This window comes from Streptomyces sp. NPDC023573, from assembly GCF_055559735.1.
In genome coordinates this window covers 46,349-65,494 of record NZ_JBVHKB010000001.1, presented here as the reverse complement: position 1 = coordinate 65,494, position 19,146 = coordinate 46,349, and the positions used below count along the sequence as shown (strand labels likewise).

Annotated in this window: 16 protein-coding genes and 1 riboswitch; of the genes, 7 read left to right on the top strand and 9 right to left on the bottom strand. The window is 73.1% G+C overall.

Features of this window, described 5'->3' with window-relative positions:
- Positions 1-6 precede the first annotated feature (6 nt).
- Together ACZ32T_RS00335 and ACZ32T_RS00330 are read left to right on the top strand one after the other, a co-directional pair.
- Positions 7-1,107 (top strand): amidohydrolase family protein, encoded by a 1,101-nt coding sequence (locus tag ACZ32T_RS00335; RefSeq protein ID WP_467364628.1) that lies wholly within the window; start codon positions 7-9, stop codon positions 1,105-1,107.
- A gap of 320 nt (positions 1,108-1,427) precedes the next feature.
- A complete protein-coding gene (locus ACZ32T_RS00330; protein WP_467364626.1) occupies positions 1,428-2,477 on the top strand; it encodes an SCO1860 family LAETG-anchored protein in 1,050 nt (349 codons plus the stop codon).
- Positions 2,478-2,536: 59 nt separating this feature from the next.
- Here ACZ32T_RS00330 and cobC read toward each other — a convergent pair whose 3' ends face one another.
- Positions 2,537-4,048, bottom strand: a complete 1,512-nt coding sequence (gene cobC, locus ACZ32T_RS00325; protein WP_467364624.1) for an Rv2231c family pyridoxal phosphate-dependent protein CobC — start codon at positions 4,046-4,048, stop codon at positions 2,537-2,539.
- A 91-nt stretch (positions 4,049-4,139) separates the two neighbouring features.
- Here cobC and ACZ32T_RS00320 point away from each other — a divergent pair, with 91 nt between their 5' ends.
- Complete coding sequence (locus ACZ32T_RS00320) at positions 4,140-4,862, top strand: ZIP family metal transporter (protein ID WP_104790046.1); 723 nt, start codon at positions 4,140-4,142, stop codon at positions 4,860-4,862.
- A 38-nt stretch (positions 4,863-4,900) separates the two neighbouring features.
- Here ACZ32T_RS00320 and ACZ32T_RS00315 read toward each other — a convergent pair whose 3' ends face one another.
- The 7 genes from ACZ32T_RS00315 to ACZ32T_RS00285 form a co-directional block, all read right to left on the bottom strand.
- Positions 4,901-6,247 carry a cobyrinate a,c-diamide synthase gene (locus tag ACZ32T_RS00315; RefSeq protein WP_467267538.1) on the bottom strand — a complete coding sequence of 449 codons (1,347 nt, stop codon included), beginning with the start codon at positions 6,245-6,247 and terminating at the stop codon, positions 4,901-4,903.
- Complete coding sequence (gene cobO, locus ACZ32T_RS00310) at positions 6,241-6,849, bottom strand: cob(I)yrinic acid a,c-diamide adenosyltransferase (protein ID WP_467364621.1); 609 nt, start codon at positions 6,847-6,849, stop codon at positions 6,241-6,243. Before cobO ends, ACZ32T_RS00315 begins: the two co-directional genes overlap by 7 nt.
- Positions 6,849-8,858, bottom strand: coding sequence for a putative cobaltochelatase (locus ACZ32T_RS00305; protein WP_467364619.1), 2,010 nt, complete (start codon positions 8,856-8,858; stop codon positions 6,849-6,851). The genes cobO and ACZ32T_RS00305 overlap by 1 nt, the downstream gene beginning before the upstream one ends.
- Complete coding sequence (locus ACZ32T_RS00300; protein ID WP_467267543.1) at positions 8,855-10,405, bottom strand: cobyric acid synthase; 1,551 nt, start codon at positions 10,403-10,405, stop codon at positions 8,855-8,857. Before ACZ32T_RS00300 ends, ACZ32T_RS00305 begins: the two co-directional genes overlap by 4 nt.
- Entirely contained in the window at positions 10,402-11,346 is a 945-nt protein-coding gene (locus ACZ32T_RS00295) for a cobalamin biosynthesis protein (RefSeq protein ID WP_467364617.1), read from the bottom strand. The genes ACZ32T_RS00300 and ACZ32T_RS00295 overlap by 4 nt, the downstream gene beginning before the upstream one ends.
- Positions 11,347-11,474: 128 nt before the next feature.
- Positions 11,475-11,603: riboswitch (cobalamin riboswitch) on the bottom strand.
- 181 nt (positions 11,604-11,784) lie between these two features.
- Positions 11,785-12,009, bottom strand: coding sequence for a hypothetical protein (locus tag ACZ32T_RS00290; protein WP_467267547.1), 225 nt, complete (start codon positions 12,007-12,009; stop codon positions 11,785-11,787).
- A 12-nt stretch (positions 12,010-12,021) separates the two neighbouring features.
- Positions 12,022-13,272, bottom strand: a complete 1,251-nt coding sequence (locus ACZ32T_RS00285; protein ID WP_467267549.1) for an inorganic phosphate transporter — start codon at positions 13,270-13,272, stop codon at positions 12,022-12,024.
- A 246-nt stretch (positions 13,273-13,518) separates the two neighbouring features.
- Between ACZ32T_RS00285 and ACZ32T_RS00280 the strand changes: the two genes are divergently transcribed.
- The 3 genes from ACZ32T_RS00280 (at position 13,519) to ACZ32T_RS00270 (ending at position 16,867) form a co-directional block, all read left to right on the top strand.
- Positions 13,519-14,178, top strand: a complete 660-nt coding sequence (locus ACZ32T_RS00280) for a class II aldolase/adducin family protein (RefSeq protein WP_467364615.1) — start codon at positions 13,519-13,521, stop codon at positions 14,176-14,178.
- 66 nt (positions 14,179-14,244) lie between these two features.
- Positions 14,245-15,384, top strand: coding sequence for an alpha/beta hydrolase family protein (locus ACZ32T_RS00275; protein ID WP_467267552.1), 1,140 nt, complete (start codon positions 14,245-14,247; stop codon positions 15,382-15,384).
- Positions 15,385-15,568: 184 nt separating this feature from the next.
- Positions 15,569-16,867 carry a hypothetical protein gene (locus tag ACZ32T_RS00270; RefSeq protein WP_467267608.1) on the top strand — a complete coding sequence of 433 codons (1,299 nt, stop codon included), beginning with the start codon at positions 15,569-15,571 and terminating at the stop codon, positions 16,865-16,867.
- Between the two features lie 20 nt (positions 16,868-16,887).
- Here the strand turns inward: ACZ32T_RS00270 and ACZ32T_RS00265 are convergent, their stop codons facing one another.
- Positions 16,888-17,298, bottom strand: coding sequence for a VOC family protein (locus tag ACZ32T_RS00265; RefSeq protein WP_467267554.1), 411 nt, complete (start codon positions 17,296-17,298; stop codon positions 16,888-16,890).
- A gap of 244 nt (positions 17,299-17,542) precedes the next feature.
- Here ACZ32T_RS00265 and ACZ32T_RS00260 point away from each other — a divergent pair, with 244 nt between their 5' ends.
- On the top strand, positions 17,543-19,141 hold the full coding sequence (locus ACZ32T_RS00260; protein WP_356711907.1) for an ABC-F family ATP-binding cassette domain-containing protein: 1,599 nt from the start codon (positions 17,543-17,545) through the stop codon (positions 19,139-19,141).
- Positions 19,142-19,146: the final 5 nt, after the last annotated feature.

Sequence of the window (19,146 nt, the reverse complement as noted above, 5' to 3'; positions counted from 1 at the left end):
CTCTGCATGAGTGATCACGAGGTGGCGCGGGTGCTGCGGATCAAGGGGCAGGTGCTCGTCGGACCCGACGAGGTGAGGGACGGGCTCTGGGCGGTCGACGGGCGCATCACCTACGAGCGGCCGCCGGGCGCCGACGACGCCGTGACGCTCACCGGATGGGTGCTGCCCGGCCTCGTCGACGCGCACTGCCATGTGGGGCTCGGGCACCAGGGGCCCGTGGACGCGGTGACCAGCGAGAAGCAGGCCCTCACCGACCGGGAGGCCGGCACGCTGCTCATCCGCGACGCCGGATCGCCTTCCGACACCCGGTGGGTGGACGACCGTGAGGATCTGCCGAAGATCATCAGGGCGGGTCGGCACATCGCCAGGACGCGTCGTTACATCCGCAACTTCGCCCATGAGATCGAGCCCGGCGACCTCGTCGCCTACGTCGCCCAGGAGGCGCGCCGCGGCGACGGCTGGGTGAAGCTCGTGGGCGACTGGATCGACCGGGACGCCGGGGACCTGACCGCCTGCTGGCCGCGCGGCGAGGTCGAGGCCGCGATCGCCGAGGCGCACCGGCTCGGCGCACGGGTCACCGCGCACTGCTTCGCCGAGGACGCGCTGCGGGACCTGGTGGAGGCCGGGATCGACTGCGTCGAGCACGCGACAGGTCTGACGGAGGACACCATTCCGCTCTTCGCGGAGCGTGGTGTGGCGATCGTCCCGACCCTGGTCAACATCGCCACCTTCCCCGACCTCGCGGCAGGGGGAGAGGCCAGATTCCCCCGCTGGTCCGCCCACATGCGGCGGCTGCACGCCGACCGGTACGACACCGTGCGCGCGGCGTACGACGCGGGAATCCCGGTCTTCACCGGCACGGACGCGGGCGGGTCGCTCGCCCACGGCCTGATCGCGGACGAGGTGGCCGAACTGGTGAAGGCCGGCATCCCGCCCCTCGACGCCCTCTCCGCCACGGCCTGGGGGGCACGGCGGTGGCTCGGCCGGCCGGTGCTGGAGGAGGGGGCTCCGGCGGACCTGGTGATGTACGACGAGGACCCGAGGGCGGACGTACGGGTGCTCGCGTCCCCGCGCGCGGTCGTGCTCAACGGACGGGTGATGGGCTGACCGCCCGCCGGCCCCCGGAGGGTGCCGTGTTGACCGGCGGTGACCCAGGGCCCCGGCTCTCGTTGAACTCCCTCGGTGCGTTGCCCGTGACAGCTGTGACGCAGGTCCAGGACGCGTGGAACGGGTGATTCCGAGGAACTCCTGTGCCGTTGGATTCGAATGTGCACACGGAAACCCCTCTTTGGAGTGAACTGGCGGAAGGTATCCGCCAGTTCACTCTCCGTGCGTAAAGATTCACGGAGTCGAGGCCGCCGGTGCCCGCGATGTCCCCCATTGGACGGCTCCGGTGGCTCCATGTCTCTTGTGGGGGTTCCACCATCTTGAACAGCAACACCTTCCGTTCGGCTGCCCTGGCGATCGCCGCAGCTCCCGTCGCACTGCTCGTCGCCGTCCCCGCGCACGCAGCCACCGCGACGGCCCCGGCCACTCCGGACGGAGGCCACGGGAAGGCGAGCGCGGTCGTGCTCCGCGCCGGACTCGACGTCTCGCTCCTCAACAAGTCGGTCCAGGTGCCTCTCAAGACCTCGCTCAACGAGGTCCACGCGCCGGCGAGCGCGGAGAAGACCGCGCTCACCGTCGAGCTCGACGGCGTCGACAAGGGCCGTCCCTTCTCCATGCTGAAGGCCGACGTCGCCACGGCGAACGCCAGGGTGGACGCGCACAAGGCGGAGGGGTCCAGCAACCTCGCCGCGGCGCGGGTGCATGTGCCGGGACTGCGGGCGCTCTCGCTGATCGAGATCCAGAAGGTCACGTCCAAGGCCGTGTGCGAGGTGGGCCACAAGCCCGTCGCGGAGTCGAACGTGCTGGGGCATGTGACGGTGCTCGGCAAGAAGACCACGCTCACGTCGGCAGGCACGACGAAGGTCGAGGTGCCCGGCGTCGGTGATGTGACGCTCGACCTGTCGAAGACCGTGACGACCGAGCGGACGGCGGCCGCGACGGCGCTTCGGCTGCGGGTCTCCGTGAACCCGGCGCAGCTGAACGTCGCCGAGGTGGAGGGCGAGATCACGCTGGCCGAGGCGACGTGCGAGACACCCGAGGGCGCCGGTTCGGGCAACGGAGGCTCCGACAACGGCGGTTCCGGGAACGGCGGCTCGGAGAGCGGGGGTTCCTCCGGCAACGGCGGATCGACCGGCGGCGACAGCGGCTCCGGCGACACGGACGGCAGCGGCGGCACCGGTGGCAAGGAAGAGCCCGTCGACGTGAAGCCCCAGACAGGCTCCGAACCGGTCGAGGCCGCCACGGGCTCCGGCGACCTGGCCGAGACCGGATCCAGCGCCTCGACCCCGTACATCGCGGGAGGAGCCGCCGTCCTGCTGGCGGTCGGGGCGGGCGCCACGGTCCTCGCCCGTAGGCGCGCCCGGGGCTGATCACCTTCCGGTGGGAGCGGTGCCCGCACGGCGGAGCGCCGCTCCCACCCGGAGAGCCGTCAGCCGACGGTTCTCCGGGGCAGCCCCTGCAACGCCAGATCGAGCGCCTGCAGGAACCTGTTGGTCGTCACACGGTCACGTACGGCGAGCCGCAGATACTCACCGCCCAGCCCGGGAAACGTGTCCCCGCGCCGCGCCGCGAATCCGCGTGAGCGCAGCAGATCCCGTACCTCGCCCGCTCGCTCCAGCCGCAGCAGCACGAACGGCCCGGCGGCCGGCTCCACCACCCGCACCTCGCTGAACTCCGCGAGCCCGGCCAGCAGATGCGCCCGGTCCACCGCGACGCGGTCCGCCGCGTCCGCCGCCTCGACCAGGGCCCGCGGCTCCATGCAGGCCTCGGCCGCCGCCAGCGCGGGGGAGGACACCGGCCACAGCGGCTGGGCCTCCTGCAGCAGGGCGATCGTCGCCGGTTCGGCCAGCACATAGCCGATCCGCAACCCCGCCAGCCCCCAGGTCTTCGTCAGGCTCCGCAGCACCACCAGCCCCGGGACGTCGGTACGCCCGCACAGGGCCTCACGCTCACCCGGTACGGCGTCCATGAACGCCTCGTCGACCACCAGGGTCCGCCCGGGGCGCGCCAGCCGCTCCAGCACCCCCGCGGGATGCAGCACGGAGGTCGGGTTGGTCGGGTTGCCGACGACCACCAGGTCCGCGTCCTCCGGCACCACCGCCGGATCCAGCCGGAAGCCGTCCTCCGGGCGCAGCAGCACCCGCCCGACCTCGTGCCCCGCCGCGCGCAGGGCCGCCTCGGGTTCCGTGAACTGCGGATGCACGACGACCGGCCGCCGGGCGGGCAGCGCCCGGGCGATCAGCACGAACGCCTCGGCCGCGCCCGCCGTGAGCAGGACCCTCTCCTCGGGCAGCCCGTGCCGCCCAGCGACCGCGGCCCGCGCCGGCCGCCCGTCCGGATAGGCGGCCAGCGACACCAGCGACGCGGCTATCCGCTGCCGCAGCCAGTCCGGGGGAGTGCCGGTCCGTACGTTGACGGCGAGGTCGGTCAGATCCAGGCCGCGTACTTCCGCGTCGCCGTGGTGCCGCAGGTCGGGCCCGGCGCTCTCGATGTGCTCAGTGGGGGGCAGCATGGCAGCAATGGTGAACGGCCCGGAGCCATTCGTCGATGCCGAGGCACAGGCCGGCGCGCTCCGGCGCGCCACAGCGCAGGTCGCCGACGCCGACTTCCGCTTGGGAACCAGCAGTTCGCAGGCGTCCACGAGCGCCGCTGCCTCCGCGACCGACCCGGTGGCCACAGCCTTGCCTGGTGCCGCCGACGGATTGGGCACGGACACCTCCGCCAGCGCTCCGGCCGTGTACGACCGCACGGGCACCCCCAGGCGCGCCGCCGCGCCGGTGATCCCCGGATCGCCCGCCCTGCTGTCGAGGGTGGCCAGCTCGGTCACGTCGCCGGCCGCGAGCCCGGCCTCCCGGAGCGTCCTGTGGATCAGCCCGAGCACCTCCTCGGCCCGGACGCCGCGACGCGCGCCGACGCCGACGACGAGCACGGCTCGGGTCATGACAGAAGGTCCTTCCGGGGGCAGGGCTGGGAGACACGGGTAAGGGCGGCCTGAGGTGCGGGAAGCGGGGTCAATCCGCTAGCAAGGGCCCATGGCGGTATTCGTCGCGCTCGGCGCGTTCCTGATGACCCTGGCGGGCGGCTGGGTCGCGCAGCGCGTCAGCGACCGCCGCCACCTCGTGCTCGGCTTCGCCGGCGGACTGATGCTGGGCGTCGTCGGTCTCGACCTGCTGCCCGAGGCCGTGGAGGCCGCGGGCGGTGTCGTGTTCGGCGTCCCCGCCGCCCTGCTGCTGTTCGTGGGCGGCTTCCTGACGGCCCATCTCGTCGAGCGCTCGCTGGCCGTACGCCAGGCGGCACACGGGGCGGGCGAGGAAAGAGTGCCGCAGGTCGGGCTGACGGCGGCGGCCGCGATGGTGGGCCACAGCCTGATGGACGGCATCGCGCTCGGCGCCGCGTTCCAGATCGGCGGCGGGATGGGAGCAGCCGTCGCGCTCGCCGTCATCACCCACGACTTCGCCGACGGATTCAACACGTACACGATCACCAGCCTCTACGGGAACGCCCGCCGCAAGGCGCTCCTGATGCTGTACGCGGACGCGCTTGCCCCGATCGTGGGCGCCGCGACCACGCTGCTGTTCACCCTTCCGGAGGAACTGCTCGGCTGTTATCTCGGATTCTTCGGCGGGGCGCTCCTCTACCTCGCCGCCGCCGAGATCCTCCCCGAGGCGCACCACGACCACCCGGCCCGCTCCACGCTGCTCTGCACGGTCGCGGGAGTGGGCTTCATCTGGCTGGTGGTCGGCGTCGCGGAGTGACACCGCCCCCGGCCCCGGCCCGCGCGGGCGGAGCGGCGTCACCCCCGGCACCGCTCCACGAAACGCCGGGCCACCCCGGGCTCCGCCGCCCAGTGCGTGTGCAGATAACTCGCGTGCACGCCCTGCTGGACGAAGCCCTCCACCCGGCGCTCCGGCTGATGCAGGCCCCAGGCGGGCGTCGCGCCCGCCCCGGGCTCCAGCACCGTCCGGTGGAACTCGTGCCCGCGCAGCCGGGTCCCGGCCACGGCCAGCACACTGTCGGACACCGCCACCGCCTGCCGGTAGCCGAGCGTCAGCCGCTCGGACATCCGGGCCGAGGCGTCCAGCACCCCGCACATCGGCCGCCCGTCCAGCTCACGCGCCAGATAGAGCAGCCCCGCGCACTCCGCCGCCACGGGAGCACCGGAGAGCGCCAGCTCCGTGACCGCCCGGCGCAACGGCTCGTTCGCGGACAGCTCCGGCCCGTACACCTCGGGGAAGCCGCCGCCGATGACCAGACCCGCCGTGCCCGTGGGCAGCTTCTCGTCGTGCAGCGGGTCGAAGACGGCCACCTCCGCGCCCGCCGCCGTCAGCAGCTCGGCGTGCTCCGCGTAGGCGAAGGTGAACGCCGCGCCGCCCGCCACGGCCACCACCGGCCGGGCCCCCTCCCGGGGGTGGGCCTGCGGCTCCCACGCCTCGTCGGGCAGGGCGGGCGCCGAGCGCGCCAGCGCCGTCAGCGCGTCCAGATCGCAGCCCGCACGTACGCGTTCACCCATCGCCCGGACGGCGTCGAGGGCGTCGGCCTGCCGCTCGGCCACCGGGACCAGGCCCAGATGGCGTGACGGGGTCGCCACCTGCGACGCCCGCCGGAGCACCCCGAGCACCGGCAGCCCGGACTCGTCGAGCGCCTCCCGGAGCAGCGCCTCATGGCGGTCCGAGGCCACCTTGTTCAGGATGACCCCGCCGATCCGCACCTCCGGGTCCCAGGAGGCGAAACCGTGCACGAGGGCCGCGACCGACCGTGACTGCGAGGAGGCGTCGACGACCAGCACGACGGGAGCCCGCAGCAGCTTGGACACCTGGGCGGTGGAGGCGAGTTCACCCTGACCCGAGGCCCCGTCGTACAGCCCCATCACCCCTTCGACGACGGCCAGGTCGCAGCCGGCCGCGCCGTGCGTGAACAGCGGGGCGATCAGACCGGGCCCGCACATGTACGCGTCAAGATTGCGCCCCGGGCGGCCGGTGGCCAGCGCGTGGTACCCCGGGTCGATGTAGTCCGGCCCCACCTTGTGCGGGGACACCGCCAGCCCGAGCCCCGCGAAGGCCGCCATCAGGCCCGTGGCGACGGTGGTCTTGCCGCTGCCGGACGCCGGTGCGGCGATGACCAGTCGGGGAACACTCACCACTCGATGCCTCTCTGGCCCTTCTGACCGGCGTCCATCGGGTGCTTGACCTTCGACATGTCGGTCACCAGGTCGGCGGCCTCGATCAGCTTCTGCGGGGCGTTCCGGCCCGTGATCACCACGTGCTGGGTGCCCGGACGGTTCCGCATCACCTCTACGACCTCGTCGGTGTCGATCCAGCCCCAGTGCATCGGATAGGCGAACTCGTCGAGCACGTACAGCTTGTACGTCTCGGCGGCCAGGTCACGCTTGACCTGCTCCCAGCCCTCGCGGGCCTTCTCCTCGTTGTCGGAGTTGTCACCGTGGATGCCGCGCTGGACCCACGACCATCCCTCGCCCATCTTGTGCCAGTCGACGCTGCCGCCCTCGCCGCTCGCGCCCAGCACCTTCAGCGCGTTCTCCTCGCCGACCTTCCACTTCGCCGACTTCACGAACTGGAACACCCCGATCGGCCAGCCCTGGTTCCAGGCGCGCAGCGCCAGCCCGAAGGCCGCCGTCGACTTGCCCTTGCCGATGCCCGTGTGGACGAACAGCAGCGGGCGGTTGCGCCGCTGACGTGTCGTGAGTCCGTCGTCCGGTACCGATACCGGCTGTCCCTGTGGCATCAAGCGGCCCTTCCCGTAGCGGTGATGTCCTTGACCAGCCCGGCGATCGAGTCGGCGCGCAGCTCGTCGAGCGTGACCGCGCTGCCTCCCAGATCCCGTGCGAGCTGTGCGGCGAGCCCGAGGCGTACGATCCCCGACTCGCAGTCCACGACGACCGACGCGGTTCCCTCGGAGGCGTGCAGCCGCCCGGCCCGCGCCGCCAGCGCCACCGGGTCGACGCCCCCGGTCGCCCGGCCGTCCGTCACGACCACGAGCAGCGGCCGGCGCGACGGATCACGCAGCCGCTCCACCCGCAGCACGTCGTGCGCCTTGAGCAGCCCGGCGGCCAGCGGGGTGCGCCCACCCGTGGGCAGCGTCTCCAGCCGCGCGGCCGCCGCGTCGACCGACGACGTGGGCGGCAGCGCCACCTCGGCTTCCTTGCCCCGGAAGGTGACCAGGCCGACCTTGTCCCGGCGCTGATAGGCGTCCAGCAGCAGCGACATCACCGCCCCCTTCACGGCGGCCATCCGCTGCCGGGCCGCCATCGACCCGGAGGCGTCCACAACGAACAGCACGAGATTGCCCTCGCGCCCCTCCCGCGTCGCCTGCCGCAGATCGTCCCGCCGCACGACGAGACCCCGCCCGGAACGCCCGCGCGCCCGCTGGTGCGGAGCCGCCGCCTGCACGGTCGCCGCCAGGTGCAGCTTCGTCAGCGCGCCCTCGGGCCGCCGCGAACCGGTGGTCCGGCCGTGCTCGGTACGCGCCCGGGACCGCCGGCCCGCCGCGCCCTCGCCGAGCCCGGGCACGCTGAGCATCTTCGTACGGAACGGCTCGCCGGCCCGCACGGGCTGCTGATCCCCGGCACCAGCACCCGGCGCGGGCGCGTCGCCGCTCCCGGCCTGCTCCGGGCCGGGCGTGCCTTCGCCCGGCCCGTCCGGGTCCGTACCGCCGTCGTCGGGGCCGCCACCCTGCGGGGGCACCCCGCCGCCGGGCCCGTCGGGGTCCGGGTCGTCGTCGCCGTCCGCGGCGTCCTGGAGGGCCTCGTCCAGCTTGTCCTCGTCCAGTCCGGGCGCGTCGAACGGATTGCGCCGGCGCCGGTGGGGGAGTGCCAGGAGCGCGGCCTGCCGGACGTCGTCCGCGACGACCTCGTCGCGTCCCGCCCACGCCGCCAGCGCCGTCGCGGTGCGGGCCATGACGATGTCGGCACGCATCCCGTCGACCTCGAACGCCGCGCACGTCGCCGCGATCTGCCGCAACACGCCGTCGCCGAGCACCACCTGGGGAAGCAGGGCGCGCGCGGCGACGATCCGCTCGCGCAACGCGGCCTCCTCGCCGGCCCACCGCGCGGCGAACCCGGCCGGGTCGTCGTCGTAGGCGAGCCTGCGCCGTACGACCTCGACGCGCAGGTCCGTATCGCGCGAGGCCGCCACCTCGACGGTCAGCCCGAAGCGGTCCAGCAGTTGCGGCCGGAGCTCGCCCTCCTCCGGGTTCATCGTCCCGACCAGCAGGAAGCGCGCCGCGTGCCGCACGGAGACACCCTCCCGCTCCACGTACGAGGCGCCCATGGCCGCCGCGTCGAGCAGCAGGTCCACCAGATGGTCATGGAGGAGATTGACCTCGTCGACGTAGAGGATCCCGCGATGGGCGTCGGCGAGGAGCCCCGGCTCGAAGGCCTTCACCCCCTCCGAGAGGGCCCGTTCGATGTCGAGGGCGCCGACCAGCCGGTCCTCCGACGCGCCGACCGGGAGCTCCACGGTCCGCGCCGGACGCGACACGCCCGTACCCGTCTCATGGGGACCGTCGGGACACGCCGGATCGGGCGCTCCCGGGTCGCACGAGAAGCGGCACCCCGCCACGACCTCGACCTCGGGCATCAGCGCGGCGAGCGCGCGTACGGCGGTGGACTTGGCGGTGCCCTTCTCGCCGCGGACCAGGACCCCGCCGACGGCGGGACTGACCGCGTTGAGCAGGAGACCCAGCCGCAGGTCGTCCTGTCCGACGATGGCGGTGAAGGGATACGGCGTACTCACAGGGCCTCCTCTGTCGCAACCACAACGTCATGTCCGGGCGCGGGCGGCGCGCCCGGCGGGATGAACGGCAGCCCCTTCGGCGCGCCGGTCTCGATCAGTCGCCACAGCGCGTCCGTGTCCGCGTGTTCCTCGATCAGATCTCCCAGCCGGTCCAGCTGTTCCTCCCGCAAGGCCCCGAAGCTGGTGTCCGGCGCCGCGGTGAACCGCCGGCCCGCGGCCCGCGCGACCTCGCCCAGGAACGCCCGGCGGAACGCGTCGCTCTCCAGCGACCCGTGCCAGTGCGTCCCCCAGACCGAGCCCACCCGGCACCCGTCGAGGAACGGCTCGCCGCCGCTCACCTCGGCGACCCCGTGATGGATCTCGTAACCCTCCACCGGCTCCCCGAGCGCCGACCCGACGGGCCGTCCCAGGACCTTCTCCCGGCCGAACCGGACGCTTACGGGCAGCAGTCCGAGCCCCTCGACGAGTCCGGCCCGCGACTCCACGTCGTCCTCGACGCGCTCGCCCAGGACCTGGAACCCCCCGCAGATCCCCAGCACCGGGCGGCCCTCCGCGGCCCGCCGCAGCAGCGCCTCGGCCAGCCCCCGCTCGCGCAGCCACGCCAGTGCCTTCACGGTGCCCCGCGTCCCGGGCACGATCACGAGGTCCGCGTCGACGAGCTCCTCCGCCCGGTCCACGAACCGCACCACCACACCCGGCTCGGCCGCCAGCGCGTCCACATCGGTGAAGTTCGACATCAGCGGCACCGCGCAGACCGCGACCCGCAGCACGTCCTCGCCGTGCGGCGGCGCCACGACCGACTCCCGAACGGTGCCGCGCATCGACACGCGCAGACCGTCCTCCTCGTCGATGCCCAGACCGTGGGCGTAGGGCAGCACCCCGTACGTCGGCCGCCCCGTGAGCCCGAGCAGCATGTCGAGACCGGGCTCCAGCAGTGACACGTCACCGCGGAACTTGTTGACGAGATACCCCGCGACCAGCGACTGGTCCTCGGGGCCCAGCAGCGCCGTCGTGCCGAAGAACGAGGCGAACACGCCGCCCCGGTCGATGTCGCCGACCACCAGCACGGGAAAGCGCGCGGCCCGGGCGATGCCCATGTTCACGATGTCCGTGCGCCGCAGATTGATCTCGGCCGGACTGCCCGCACCCTCGCAGATCACGGCGTCGTACGCGCCCCGCAGCTGTTCCAGACAGTCCACGACCGTCCCCAGCAGTGCCTCCTGGCGGCCGCCGTGATAGCCGCGGGCGCTCATCTCGCCGACCGGCCTGCCCATCAGGACGACCTGGCTCGACCGGTCGCCGCCGGGCTTGAGCAGCACCGGGTTCATCAGCGCCGACGGCTCCACCCGGGCGGCCTGCGCCTGCATCGCCTGGGCGCGGCCGATCTCCGCCCCCTCCCGGGTGACGAACGAGTTCAGCGACATGTTCTGCGCCTTGAACGGCGCGACCTTCACCCCCCGGCGCACCAGCCACCGGCAGATCCCCGCCGTGACGACGCTCTTGCCCGCGTCCGAAGTGGTCCCCGCGACCAGCAGTCCGCCGCTCATCCGACTCTCCGTCCCATGGCCGACCGCCCCGCCGCGCACACGACGAGGGCCAGCACACTCACCCGGCGCGACAGCCGCACCGCGCGTTCGATGTCCGTGACCCGCACGTCCCTCCCGGCTCCGCCGTTGAGCACCGGCCGGTGCTCGACCCGTCCGCCGTACGCGAGGGTGCCGCCGAGCCGTACGCCGAGCGCCCCCGCGAACGAGGCCTCGACCGGGCCCGCGTTGGGGCTGGGATGCCGGCCCGCGTCCGCCCGCCAGGCGCCGACCGCCTCGCGTGGGCGCCCTCCGGCGGCCACGGCGAGCAGGGCGGTGAGCCGGGCGCCGGGCCAGCCGGCGACGTCGTCGAGCCGGGCGGAGGCCCAGCCGTAGCGCCGGTACCGGGGCGACTTGTGCCCGACCATGGCGTCGAGCGTGTTGACGGCCCGGAAGGCGACCAGCCCCGGCACTCCGCCGAGCGCGCCCCACACCAGGGCCCCCACGACGGCGTCGGAGGTGTTCTCGGCGACGGACTCCACCACGGCGCGGGCGATCTGCTGCCCGTCCAGCGACTGCGGGTCGCGGCCGCACAGATGCGGCAGCCGCTCCCGGGCCAGCTCGACGTCGCCGGCGGCCAGCGCCCCGCCGATGGCGCGGGCCTCACGGCCCAGCGAGGTGCCTCCGACGACGGACCAGGTGGCGGCGGCGGTCAGCGCCACGGCGGCGGCGGGACGGTTGCGGACGGCACGCGCGGCCAGCGCGGCGGCGCCCGCGGCACCCCCGGCGCAGACGAGCGTGTGCAGCGCGCCCCAGCCGCGGTGGTCACGCCACAGGCGGCGCTCGGCGCCCGCCGCCGCACGCCCGAAGGCGGCGACGGGGTGGCCACGCCGGGGATCACCGAACAGCAGGTCGCCGATCAGACCGGCGGCGGCTCCGTACGCGAAGATGCGGTCGGCTCGCACCGCTCAGCCGGCCGTCGCGCCTCGGAGGACCTTCGTGACAGGTGGTGCAGCGACCGACGCAGGGCAGCCAGACATGGCGTATGTCCTCACTCAGGGTCCGCGCCCTGGTTCGACGTGACCGGCGACGAGAGTCTCCTGGCTTCCGGATCCGCAGTTCCTCCGGCCTTCCAGCCCGCGGTGACGGGCCGTGACTTCCGTATGGAGGCTGCTCCCCGGTGACAGTGGCGGGACCGCGCCGGATTCGCACCGGCTTCCTCTCCTGTCGCCGCAAGGCCGGTCGGCACATGCCGGTCGGCCTAAATGGCTCCGGCAGTCCACCATGACCCGCGAACGCCCGTCAACCTGCCGCTGACCTGCGAGGCTTTGATGTGCTCAGACGCACACCGGGCCGGACACACGTGGTGTGTCCGGCCCGGGTGGGTGTCCGCGTGGGAGCGGTCAGGCGACGATCAGATAGATCCCGTACGCGACCGCCGCCGCGCAGAGCCCGAAGCAGGCGTACGCACCGGTGCGCACCAGGCCGTTGGGACCGTCGGCGCCCTGGGCGGTCGACGTCTGCCTGGCCATGCCCGTGATGCCGAGCGTGAAGAGGCCGACCAGTGCGACGGTGACCACGAGGCTGACGCCGAAGACGGACGCGAGAGCTGCCCAGTCGATGTTCATGCGGATCCGTCCTTACACCGTGGCCGGGTCGGCCGGGGTACCGGCCGTCGTGGCCGGGGCCGAGATGGTGGTCTTGAGCTCCGGTACGACGGTACCGGCGGGCGGCGGGCTGACCGCGGAGATGGCGGTGGTGACGACGCCCGCGGGCTCGGCCTCCGCGTTCACGTTGGTGTGGTCGACCGGCTTGCGGCGCGACAGCAGCCAGATGGCGCCGGAGCCCACGACGAGGAGGACGGCGACCACGCCGACGCCCCAGGGGCCCTGCTTGGTCAGGAACTCGGCGCCCGCGCCGATCAGACCGGCGGCCGGCAGGGTCAGGCCCCAGGCCACGAACATCCGGGTGGCGGTGGACCAGCGGACCACGCCCCCCTTGCGTCCGAGACCCGCGCCCATGACGGCGCCGGAGCAGGACTGCGTGGTGGAGAGGGAGAAGCCGAGGTGCGAGGAGGCCAGGATGACCGTGGCCGCACTGGTCTGGGCCGCGAAGCCCTGCGGCGGACGGAGGTCGGTGAGGCCGCTGCCCATGGTGCGGATGATGCGCCAGCCGCCGAGGTAGGTGCCCAGGGCGATGGCGATACCGGCGGAGGCGATGACCCAGACCGGCGGGTTCGAGCCGGGGGAGAGGACGCCACCGGTGACCAGGGCCAGGGTGATGATGCCCATCGTCTTCTGCGCGTCGTTGGTGCCGTGGGCGAGCGAGACGAGCCCGGCCGAGGCGATCTGGCCGGCGCGGTACCCCTTGGCGGTCGACTTCAGCTGCGCCTCGTCGGTGATCTTCCGGTTGAGGCGGTACGTCAGCTTCGTCGCCAGCAGCGCGGCGAGACCCGCCACGACCGGCGCGGCGATCGCGGGCAGCAGGACCTTCGTGACGACGGTGCCGCCGTTGATCGAGGACCAGCCGGCCGACATGACCGCGGCGCCGATGAGGCCGCCGAAGAGTGCGTGGGAGGAACTGGAGGGGAGGCCGACCAGCCAGGTCAGCAGATTCCACAGGATCGCGCCGACGAGCGCCGCGAAGATGACCTCGGTTCTGAGGCCGTTCTCGTTGATGATCCCGCCGGAGATCGTCTTGGCGACCTCCACCGACAGGAACGCGCCGACGAGGTTGAGAACGGCGGACATCGCCACCGCTGTCTTGGGCTTGAGAGCGCCGGTCGAGATGGTGGTGGCCATCGCGTTGGCGGTGTCGTGGAAACCGTTCGTGAAATCGAACACGAGAGCTGTCACGATCACAATCGCAAGCAGCAGCGTGATGTGTTCCATTTACCCAGGCAATCGTTCGACGTCATTGGCACGTGGAACGTAAGCAACCAGGGTGAACGGAAGATGAACTGGGCAGGGCGGCACGGTGACCCCAACCGTGTGCGCCGGTTCCGCTTGTGTGCGCGGGGGGTGGGCCGGACCGCTGCCGCCGGTGCGGGGCCCGGTGCCGTCCGACGCGAGGGATCTTGACCGTGACCGGTTCACCCCTTCGGGGAGACATCGGTCACGTGACCCTAGGATCCCCGTATGGGTGACATGGATGAGCGTGCTGTGGAACAGGCGTGGGACGGTGTCGTCGCGACGGCCCGGAGGACGGCGGCGGACGGCCTGGTCGTCGGGACCTCCGGCAACGTGTCGGCCCGGGTCGGCGACATCGTCCTGGTCACCCCCAGCGGGGTGCCCTACGACCGGCTCGGCCCCGGGGACGCCGTCGGCGTCGACCTCGAAGGACGCCAGGTCATCGGCGACCTGGTCCCGACCAGCGAACTACCGCTCCACCTGGCCGTCTACCGCGGCAGCGACGCCGCGGCGGTCGTCCACACCCATGCCGTGCACGCCACGGCCGTCTCCACCCTCGTCCCCGAGGTGCCGCTCATCCACTACGCCGCCGCCCTGCTCGGCGGTCCCGTCCGCACCGCCGCCTACGCGCGCTACGGCACGCCGGAGCTCGCCCACCACATGATGGCCGCCCTGCGCGACCGCACCGGCTGCCTGCTGCGGAACCACGGCACCGTCACCTACGGGCGCACCCTCGACGAGGCGTACGACCGCACCGCGCAGCTCGAATGGATGTGCAGGCTCTGGCTCACCGCGAGCTCCGTTCCGGGCCACAGCCCGAGCCTCCTCACCCCGGCCCAGCTGGACGACGTCCAGGACGCCCTGAAGGGCTACGGCCAGCGCGGCTGAGCCCGGCGCCGCACCGTACGGCCCTGCCCACTGGCCAACGGGGCCCCGGCCCAGGACACTGGAGCCGTGCGCCCGGCAACAGCGGCGGCAGTGGCCGCCACCTCGATCCTCGGCGCCGGCGCGGCAGCGGTCGCCGCCGGCCGCTACGCCAGCGACGCCGCCCTGGGGGCGCCCTCGCCACGGCCCTTCCCGGCCGACCGCCGTCTCACCGTGCACGCCACCGCGGCCGGGCAGATCACCCTGACCCGCTCCTTCCCCGCGCTGCGCCCCGGTACGTACGGACTGGCCGGCCGCGGCGTCCACGCGGTGACCGGCCCGGTGATCGAACAGGTGCCGGGCCGTTCCGTCATCTCTCCCGACACCGTGGTCCGCCGGCTGGAGCGCGTGACCCTCGGCAGCCTGAAGCCGGGCGCCCGGGTCCGCCTCACCCCGGAGCTCCACCGAGGCGACCCGCTCACGGCCCTCGGCCTCGCCTACAAGGAGGTCGAGGTCCCCGGTGAACTCGGTCCCCTGCCCGCCTGGTTCGTACCCGCCGCCCGCGACACCTGGGTGATCACGGTGCACGGCCTGGGCACCACCAGGGACCACCCCATGAACGTGATGGGGTTCCTCAACGACCAGCAGCTCCCGGTGCTCGACCTCGCCTACCGCGGCGACGCGGGCGCCCCCCGCTCCCCGGACGGACTCTCCCACCTGGGCGAGTCCGAATGGCGCGACCTCGACGCGGCCATCCGCTACGCGGTGCGCTACGGGGCCGAGAACGTCATCCTGTACGGCTGGTCCTCCGGCGCCTCGATGGCCCTGCACGCGGCCGTCAACTCCGCCCTCCGCGATCGCATCAGCGGCCTCGTCCTCGACTCCCCGGTCCTGGACTGGAAGACCACCCTGCGCGCACTGGCCTCGGCCCGGGGCGTTCCCTCCGCGCTGCTGCCGCTCGCCGTCCGGGCGGCCCAGGGCCAGACCGGACTGCACGGGGCCCCGCTCCTGGCCACCTCGGTGCCGACGGCCCTGCACGCCCCCACGATGATCGTCCACGGCCCCGACGACACCCTGGCCCCCTGGCAGCAGTCCGGAGAGCTCGCCGAGCGCCGCCAGGACCTGGTGTCCCTGCACTCCGTGCCCCAGGCTCCGCATGCGGCGATGTGGAATGCCGACCCGGCCGGTTACGAAGAGGCGCTCCGGCGCTTCCTCACGCCCCTGATGTGAGCTGATGCGCCGGAACCGCCCGGTTGGCACCCCGGTCCCGAAGCCCCCGAACCCCGTTGACACGGCTTCCGTTTGGGCTTTCGGGCCGTCAGAGGCAAGACTGCTCCTCGTGACGTCCCGTACCCCGCGCGACTCCAGGCTGCGACTTGTCCGCCCGCGACCCCAGGCGACCGCCCGCAAGGCCGTGACGACCCGGCGCACCAGGCCGGCCCCCCGCCCACCCGAGGGCACACCACCCCCGGCGGAACTGGCACGCCAGGCCAGGGCCGTACTGGCCGATGCCGTACGGATCGCCCACTGGGCCGCGGACGGTACGCGCACGGGCTCCGCCCCGCTCGCCGCCCAGGCCCTGGAGCGGGCCGCCGCCGCACTGGAGCTGTCCCCGGCCCAGGTCCGGACCGGCTGGGACCGGGCCAGGCTGGCCGGGCTCATCGAGCTGCACGGCGACACCGCCCGCCCCGGCTGGCGGCTGAGGGCCTGGGACCGCGACGACTCCGCCGTGCTCCGTGGCTGGGTGGCGCTCTTCGACGCCTGGTCGCTGGTCCACGCCTCACCCGACGGCATCGAGGCGACCGCGGTGGCGGAAGCCGTCGAGGCCGTGCCCCAGGTGCTCTCCCTGCTCCAGCTGTCGGCGGGCGCCGTCACCGTGCCCGCGCTCCTCGACCTGCTGGGCCAGCGCGTCGCGGAGCTCCACGAGGAGCGGTGCGAGGTGCCGTACGGACCGCGGGAACAGCCCGTGGCCGCCGGCGGGCGGTCCGCCGACCTCAACGCGCTGCTGCTCGACTGGGCGCTGGAGGGCCTCGCCTCCGTCGGCGCCCTCACGCTCGGCGCCGGTCACGCCACCCTCACTCCGCTGGGCAACTGGGCGGTCTGGGTCAAACTCGAACAGATCTGTGTCGCCGCCCAGAGCCCGGCCGGCAACATCGAGCAGTCCGCGGCCGACATGCTGCTCGGATGCGCCCGGCTCACCCCCGGCCCGGCCCGCGCCGAATACCGGGCCTGGCTCGCCGCACGGCCCGTCGGCAGCGCCGTCACCGAACTGCTGGCCGTCGCCCGCGGCGAGGACGCCCTGCTGCGCGGCCTCGCCTTCGAGGCGCTGCGCGTCGTCGGCGCCCCCGCCGAGCCCGTCGTCCGCTCCGTCGTCACGGAACCGCCGCTGCGTCCGTACGCACTGCTCTGGCTCGCCGAGTACGAGGGCACCGACCCGGACGACGCCCAGGACGTCCTCAGCCGTGAGGAGGCCACCTGGCTCTGGGTCGACACGGCCGCGGCCGTGGCCGACCACGGCGAGACCGGGCTGCTGGTCCGCCATCTCGACTCCGCGGTCCAGGGCACGGTCCCCGCGCTCCTGGACGAGGTGCGCGCCGTGGGGCACCCGCGGACCGTCCAGGTGCTGGTCGCCCTGGCCGCCGCCCACCCGGACCCGGCACTCGCCAAAGCCGTACGCCGCGCCGCCTTCCAGGTGCATACCGGCGGAGCCTGACCGCGCGACCCCCGGGGGAGTCAGCCCGAGGCCCCCGGGGCGTACGTCCCGAAGCTCCACACGTTGCCCTCCGCGTCCCGCGCCATGTAGTCGCGTGAGCCGTAGTCCTGGTCGGTGGGCGGCATCAGGATCTCCACGCCGTGCTCCACGGCCCGCGCGTGGTGGGCGTCCACGTCGTCCACCACCACGTACACCCCGGCGGGTCCGGCGCCGGCCATCGCCCTGGCGAAGACACCCTCGCCACCCTTGGAACCGAGCATCACCCGGCCGTTGCCGCAGGACAGCTCGGCATGGAGCACGCTGCCGTCCTCGCCCTCGTACACCGCTTCCCCGGTGAATCCCAGGGCCTGGGTCAGCACTCCGATCGCGGCCTTCGCGTCGTCGTACAGAAGCGTCGGGAAGATCGTGGGAACACCGTCCGTGCCTGCCATCACGCTCACCCTCTCCAGCCCACTCGATGTGATCTCCGTCTCAGTCTCGCACCGGCCACCGGCAACGTCAGCCGAAGGTGTCGCAGGCCGCGTGCGCGCCGCGCTGACGGGGCCGGAGCATGCGGTAAAGCAGGTGGACACCGCCAGTAGACTGAGTCCCATGGCAATTCTCCTTGTGCATTAGACGGCGTCGAGTCGTGAGCCCGCTGTCCCTCCGCCGTCCATACCGCCCTGGAGTTTTTCCGTGATCACCGCTTCCGGCATCGAGCTGCGCGCCGGCGCCCGCATCCTCATCGAGTCCGCCTCCTTCCGTATCGCCAAGGGCGACCGCATCGGTCTGGTCGGCCGCAACGGCGCCGGCAAGACCACCCTCACCAAGTGCCTCGCGGGGGAGGGGACACCGGCCGGCGGCACCATCACCAACAGCGGTGAGGTCGGCTACCTCCCGCAGGACCCGCGCACCGGCGACCTCGACGTGCTGGCCCGCGACCGCATCCTCTCGGCCCGCGGGCTCGACGAGATCCTGCGCAAGATGCGGGAGAACGAGGAGCGGATGGCGAACGGCAAGGGCGCCACCCGCGAGAAGGCCATGAAGCGGTACGAGCGCCTGGAGACGGAGTTCCTCACCAAGGGCGGGTACGCCGCCGAGGCCGAGGCCGCCACCATCGCCGCCGCGCTGAGCCTGCCCGACCGGGTGCTCGGGCAGCCCCTGCACACCCTCTCCGGTGGTCAGCGCCGCCGTGTCGAGCTCGCCCGAATCCTCTTCTCGGACGCCGACACCCTGCTGCTCGACGAGCCCACCAACCACCTCGACGCGGACTCGATCGTCTGGCTGCGCGACTACCTCAAGACCTACCGCGGCGGCTTCATCGTGATCTCCCACGACGTCGAGCTCGTCGAGACCGTGGTCAACAAGGTGTTCTACCTCGACGCCAACCGCGCGCAGATCGACATCTACAACATGGGCTGGAAGCTCTACCAGCAGCAGCGCGAGGCCGACGAGAAGCGCCGCAAGCGTGAGCGCCAGAACGCCGAGAAGAAGGCCGCGTCCCTGAACTCGCAGGCCGACAAGATGCGAGCCAAGGCGACCAAGACCGTCGCGGCCCAGAACATGGCCAAGCGGGCCGAACGCCTGCTCTCGGGGCTGGAGGCCGTGCGGGTCTCCGACAAGGTGGCCAAGCTGCGCTTCCCCGAGCCGTCGCCCTGCGGCAAGACCCCGCTGATGGCCGAGGGCCTCTCCAAGTCCTACGGGTCGCTGGAGATCTTCACCGACGTGGACCTCGCCATCGACAAGGGCTCACGCGTCGTCATCCTCGGGCTCAACGGCGCGGGCAAGACCACGCTGCTGCGTCTCCTCGGCGGTGCGGAGAAGCCCGACACCGGTCAGATCATCGAGGGCCACGGCCTCAAGCTCGGCTACTACGCCCAGGAGCACGAGACGCTGGACCCGGAGCGCACCGTCCTGGAGAACATGCGCTCCGCGGCGCCCGACCTCGACCTCGTCGAGGTCCGCAAGACGCTCGGCTCCTTTCTCTTCTCCGGTGACGACGTGGACAAGCCGGCCGGAGTGCTCTCCGGCGGTGAGAAGACCCGGCTCGCCCTGGCGACGCTCGTCGTCTCCTCCGCCAACGTGCTGCTGCTCGACGAGCCGACGAACAACCTCGACCCGGCCAGCCGCGAGGAGATCCTCGGGGCCCTGCGCACCTACAAGGGTGCCGTCGTCCTCGTCACCCACGACGAGGGAGCCGTCGAGGCGCTCCAGCCGGAGCGGATCATCCTGCTCCCCGACGGGGTCGAGGACCTCTGGGGCTCGGACTACCGGGACCTGGTGGCCCTCGCCTGACCCCG

Coding starts and splice junctions, on each gene's coding strand:
- ACZ32T_RS00335 (WP_467364628.1), top strand. CDS start 7: ATGAGTGATCACGAGGTGGCGCGGGTGCTGCGGATCAAGGGGCAGGTG.
- cobC (WP_467364624.1), bottom strand. CDS start 4,048: ATGACCCGAGCCGTGCTCGTCGTCGGCGTCGGCGCGCGTCGCGGCGTC.
- ACZ32T_RS00320 (WP_104790046.1), top strand. CDS start 4,140: ATGGCGGTATTCGTCGCGCTCGGCGCGTTCCTGATGACCCTGGCGGGC.
- cobO (WP_467364621.1), bottom strand. CDS start 6,849: ATGCCACAGGGACAGCCGGTATCGGTACCGGACGACGGACTCACGACA.
- ACZ32T_RS00300 (WP_467267543.1), bottom strand. CDS start 10,405: ATGAGCGGCGGACTGCTGGTCGCGGGGACCACTTCGGACGCGGGCAAG.
- ACZ32T_RS00290 (WP_467267547.1), bottom strand. CDS start 12,009: ATGAACATCGACTGGGCAGCTCTCGCGTCCGTCTTCGGCGTCAGCCTC.
- ACZ32T_RS00285 (WP_467267549.1), bottom strand. CDS start 13,272: ATGGAACACATCACGCTGCTGCTTGCGATTGTGATCGTGACAGCTCTC.
- ACZ32T_RS00280 (WP_467364615.1), top strand. CDS start 13,519: ATGGGTGACATGGATGAGCGTGCTGTGGAACAGGCGTGGGACGGTGTC.
- ACZ32T_RS00265 (WP_467267554.1), bottom strand. CDS start 17,298: ATGGCAGGCACGGACGGTGTTCCCACGATCTTCCCGACGCTTCTGTAC.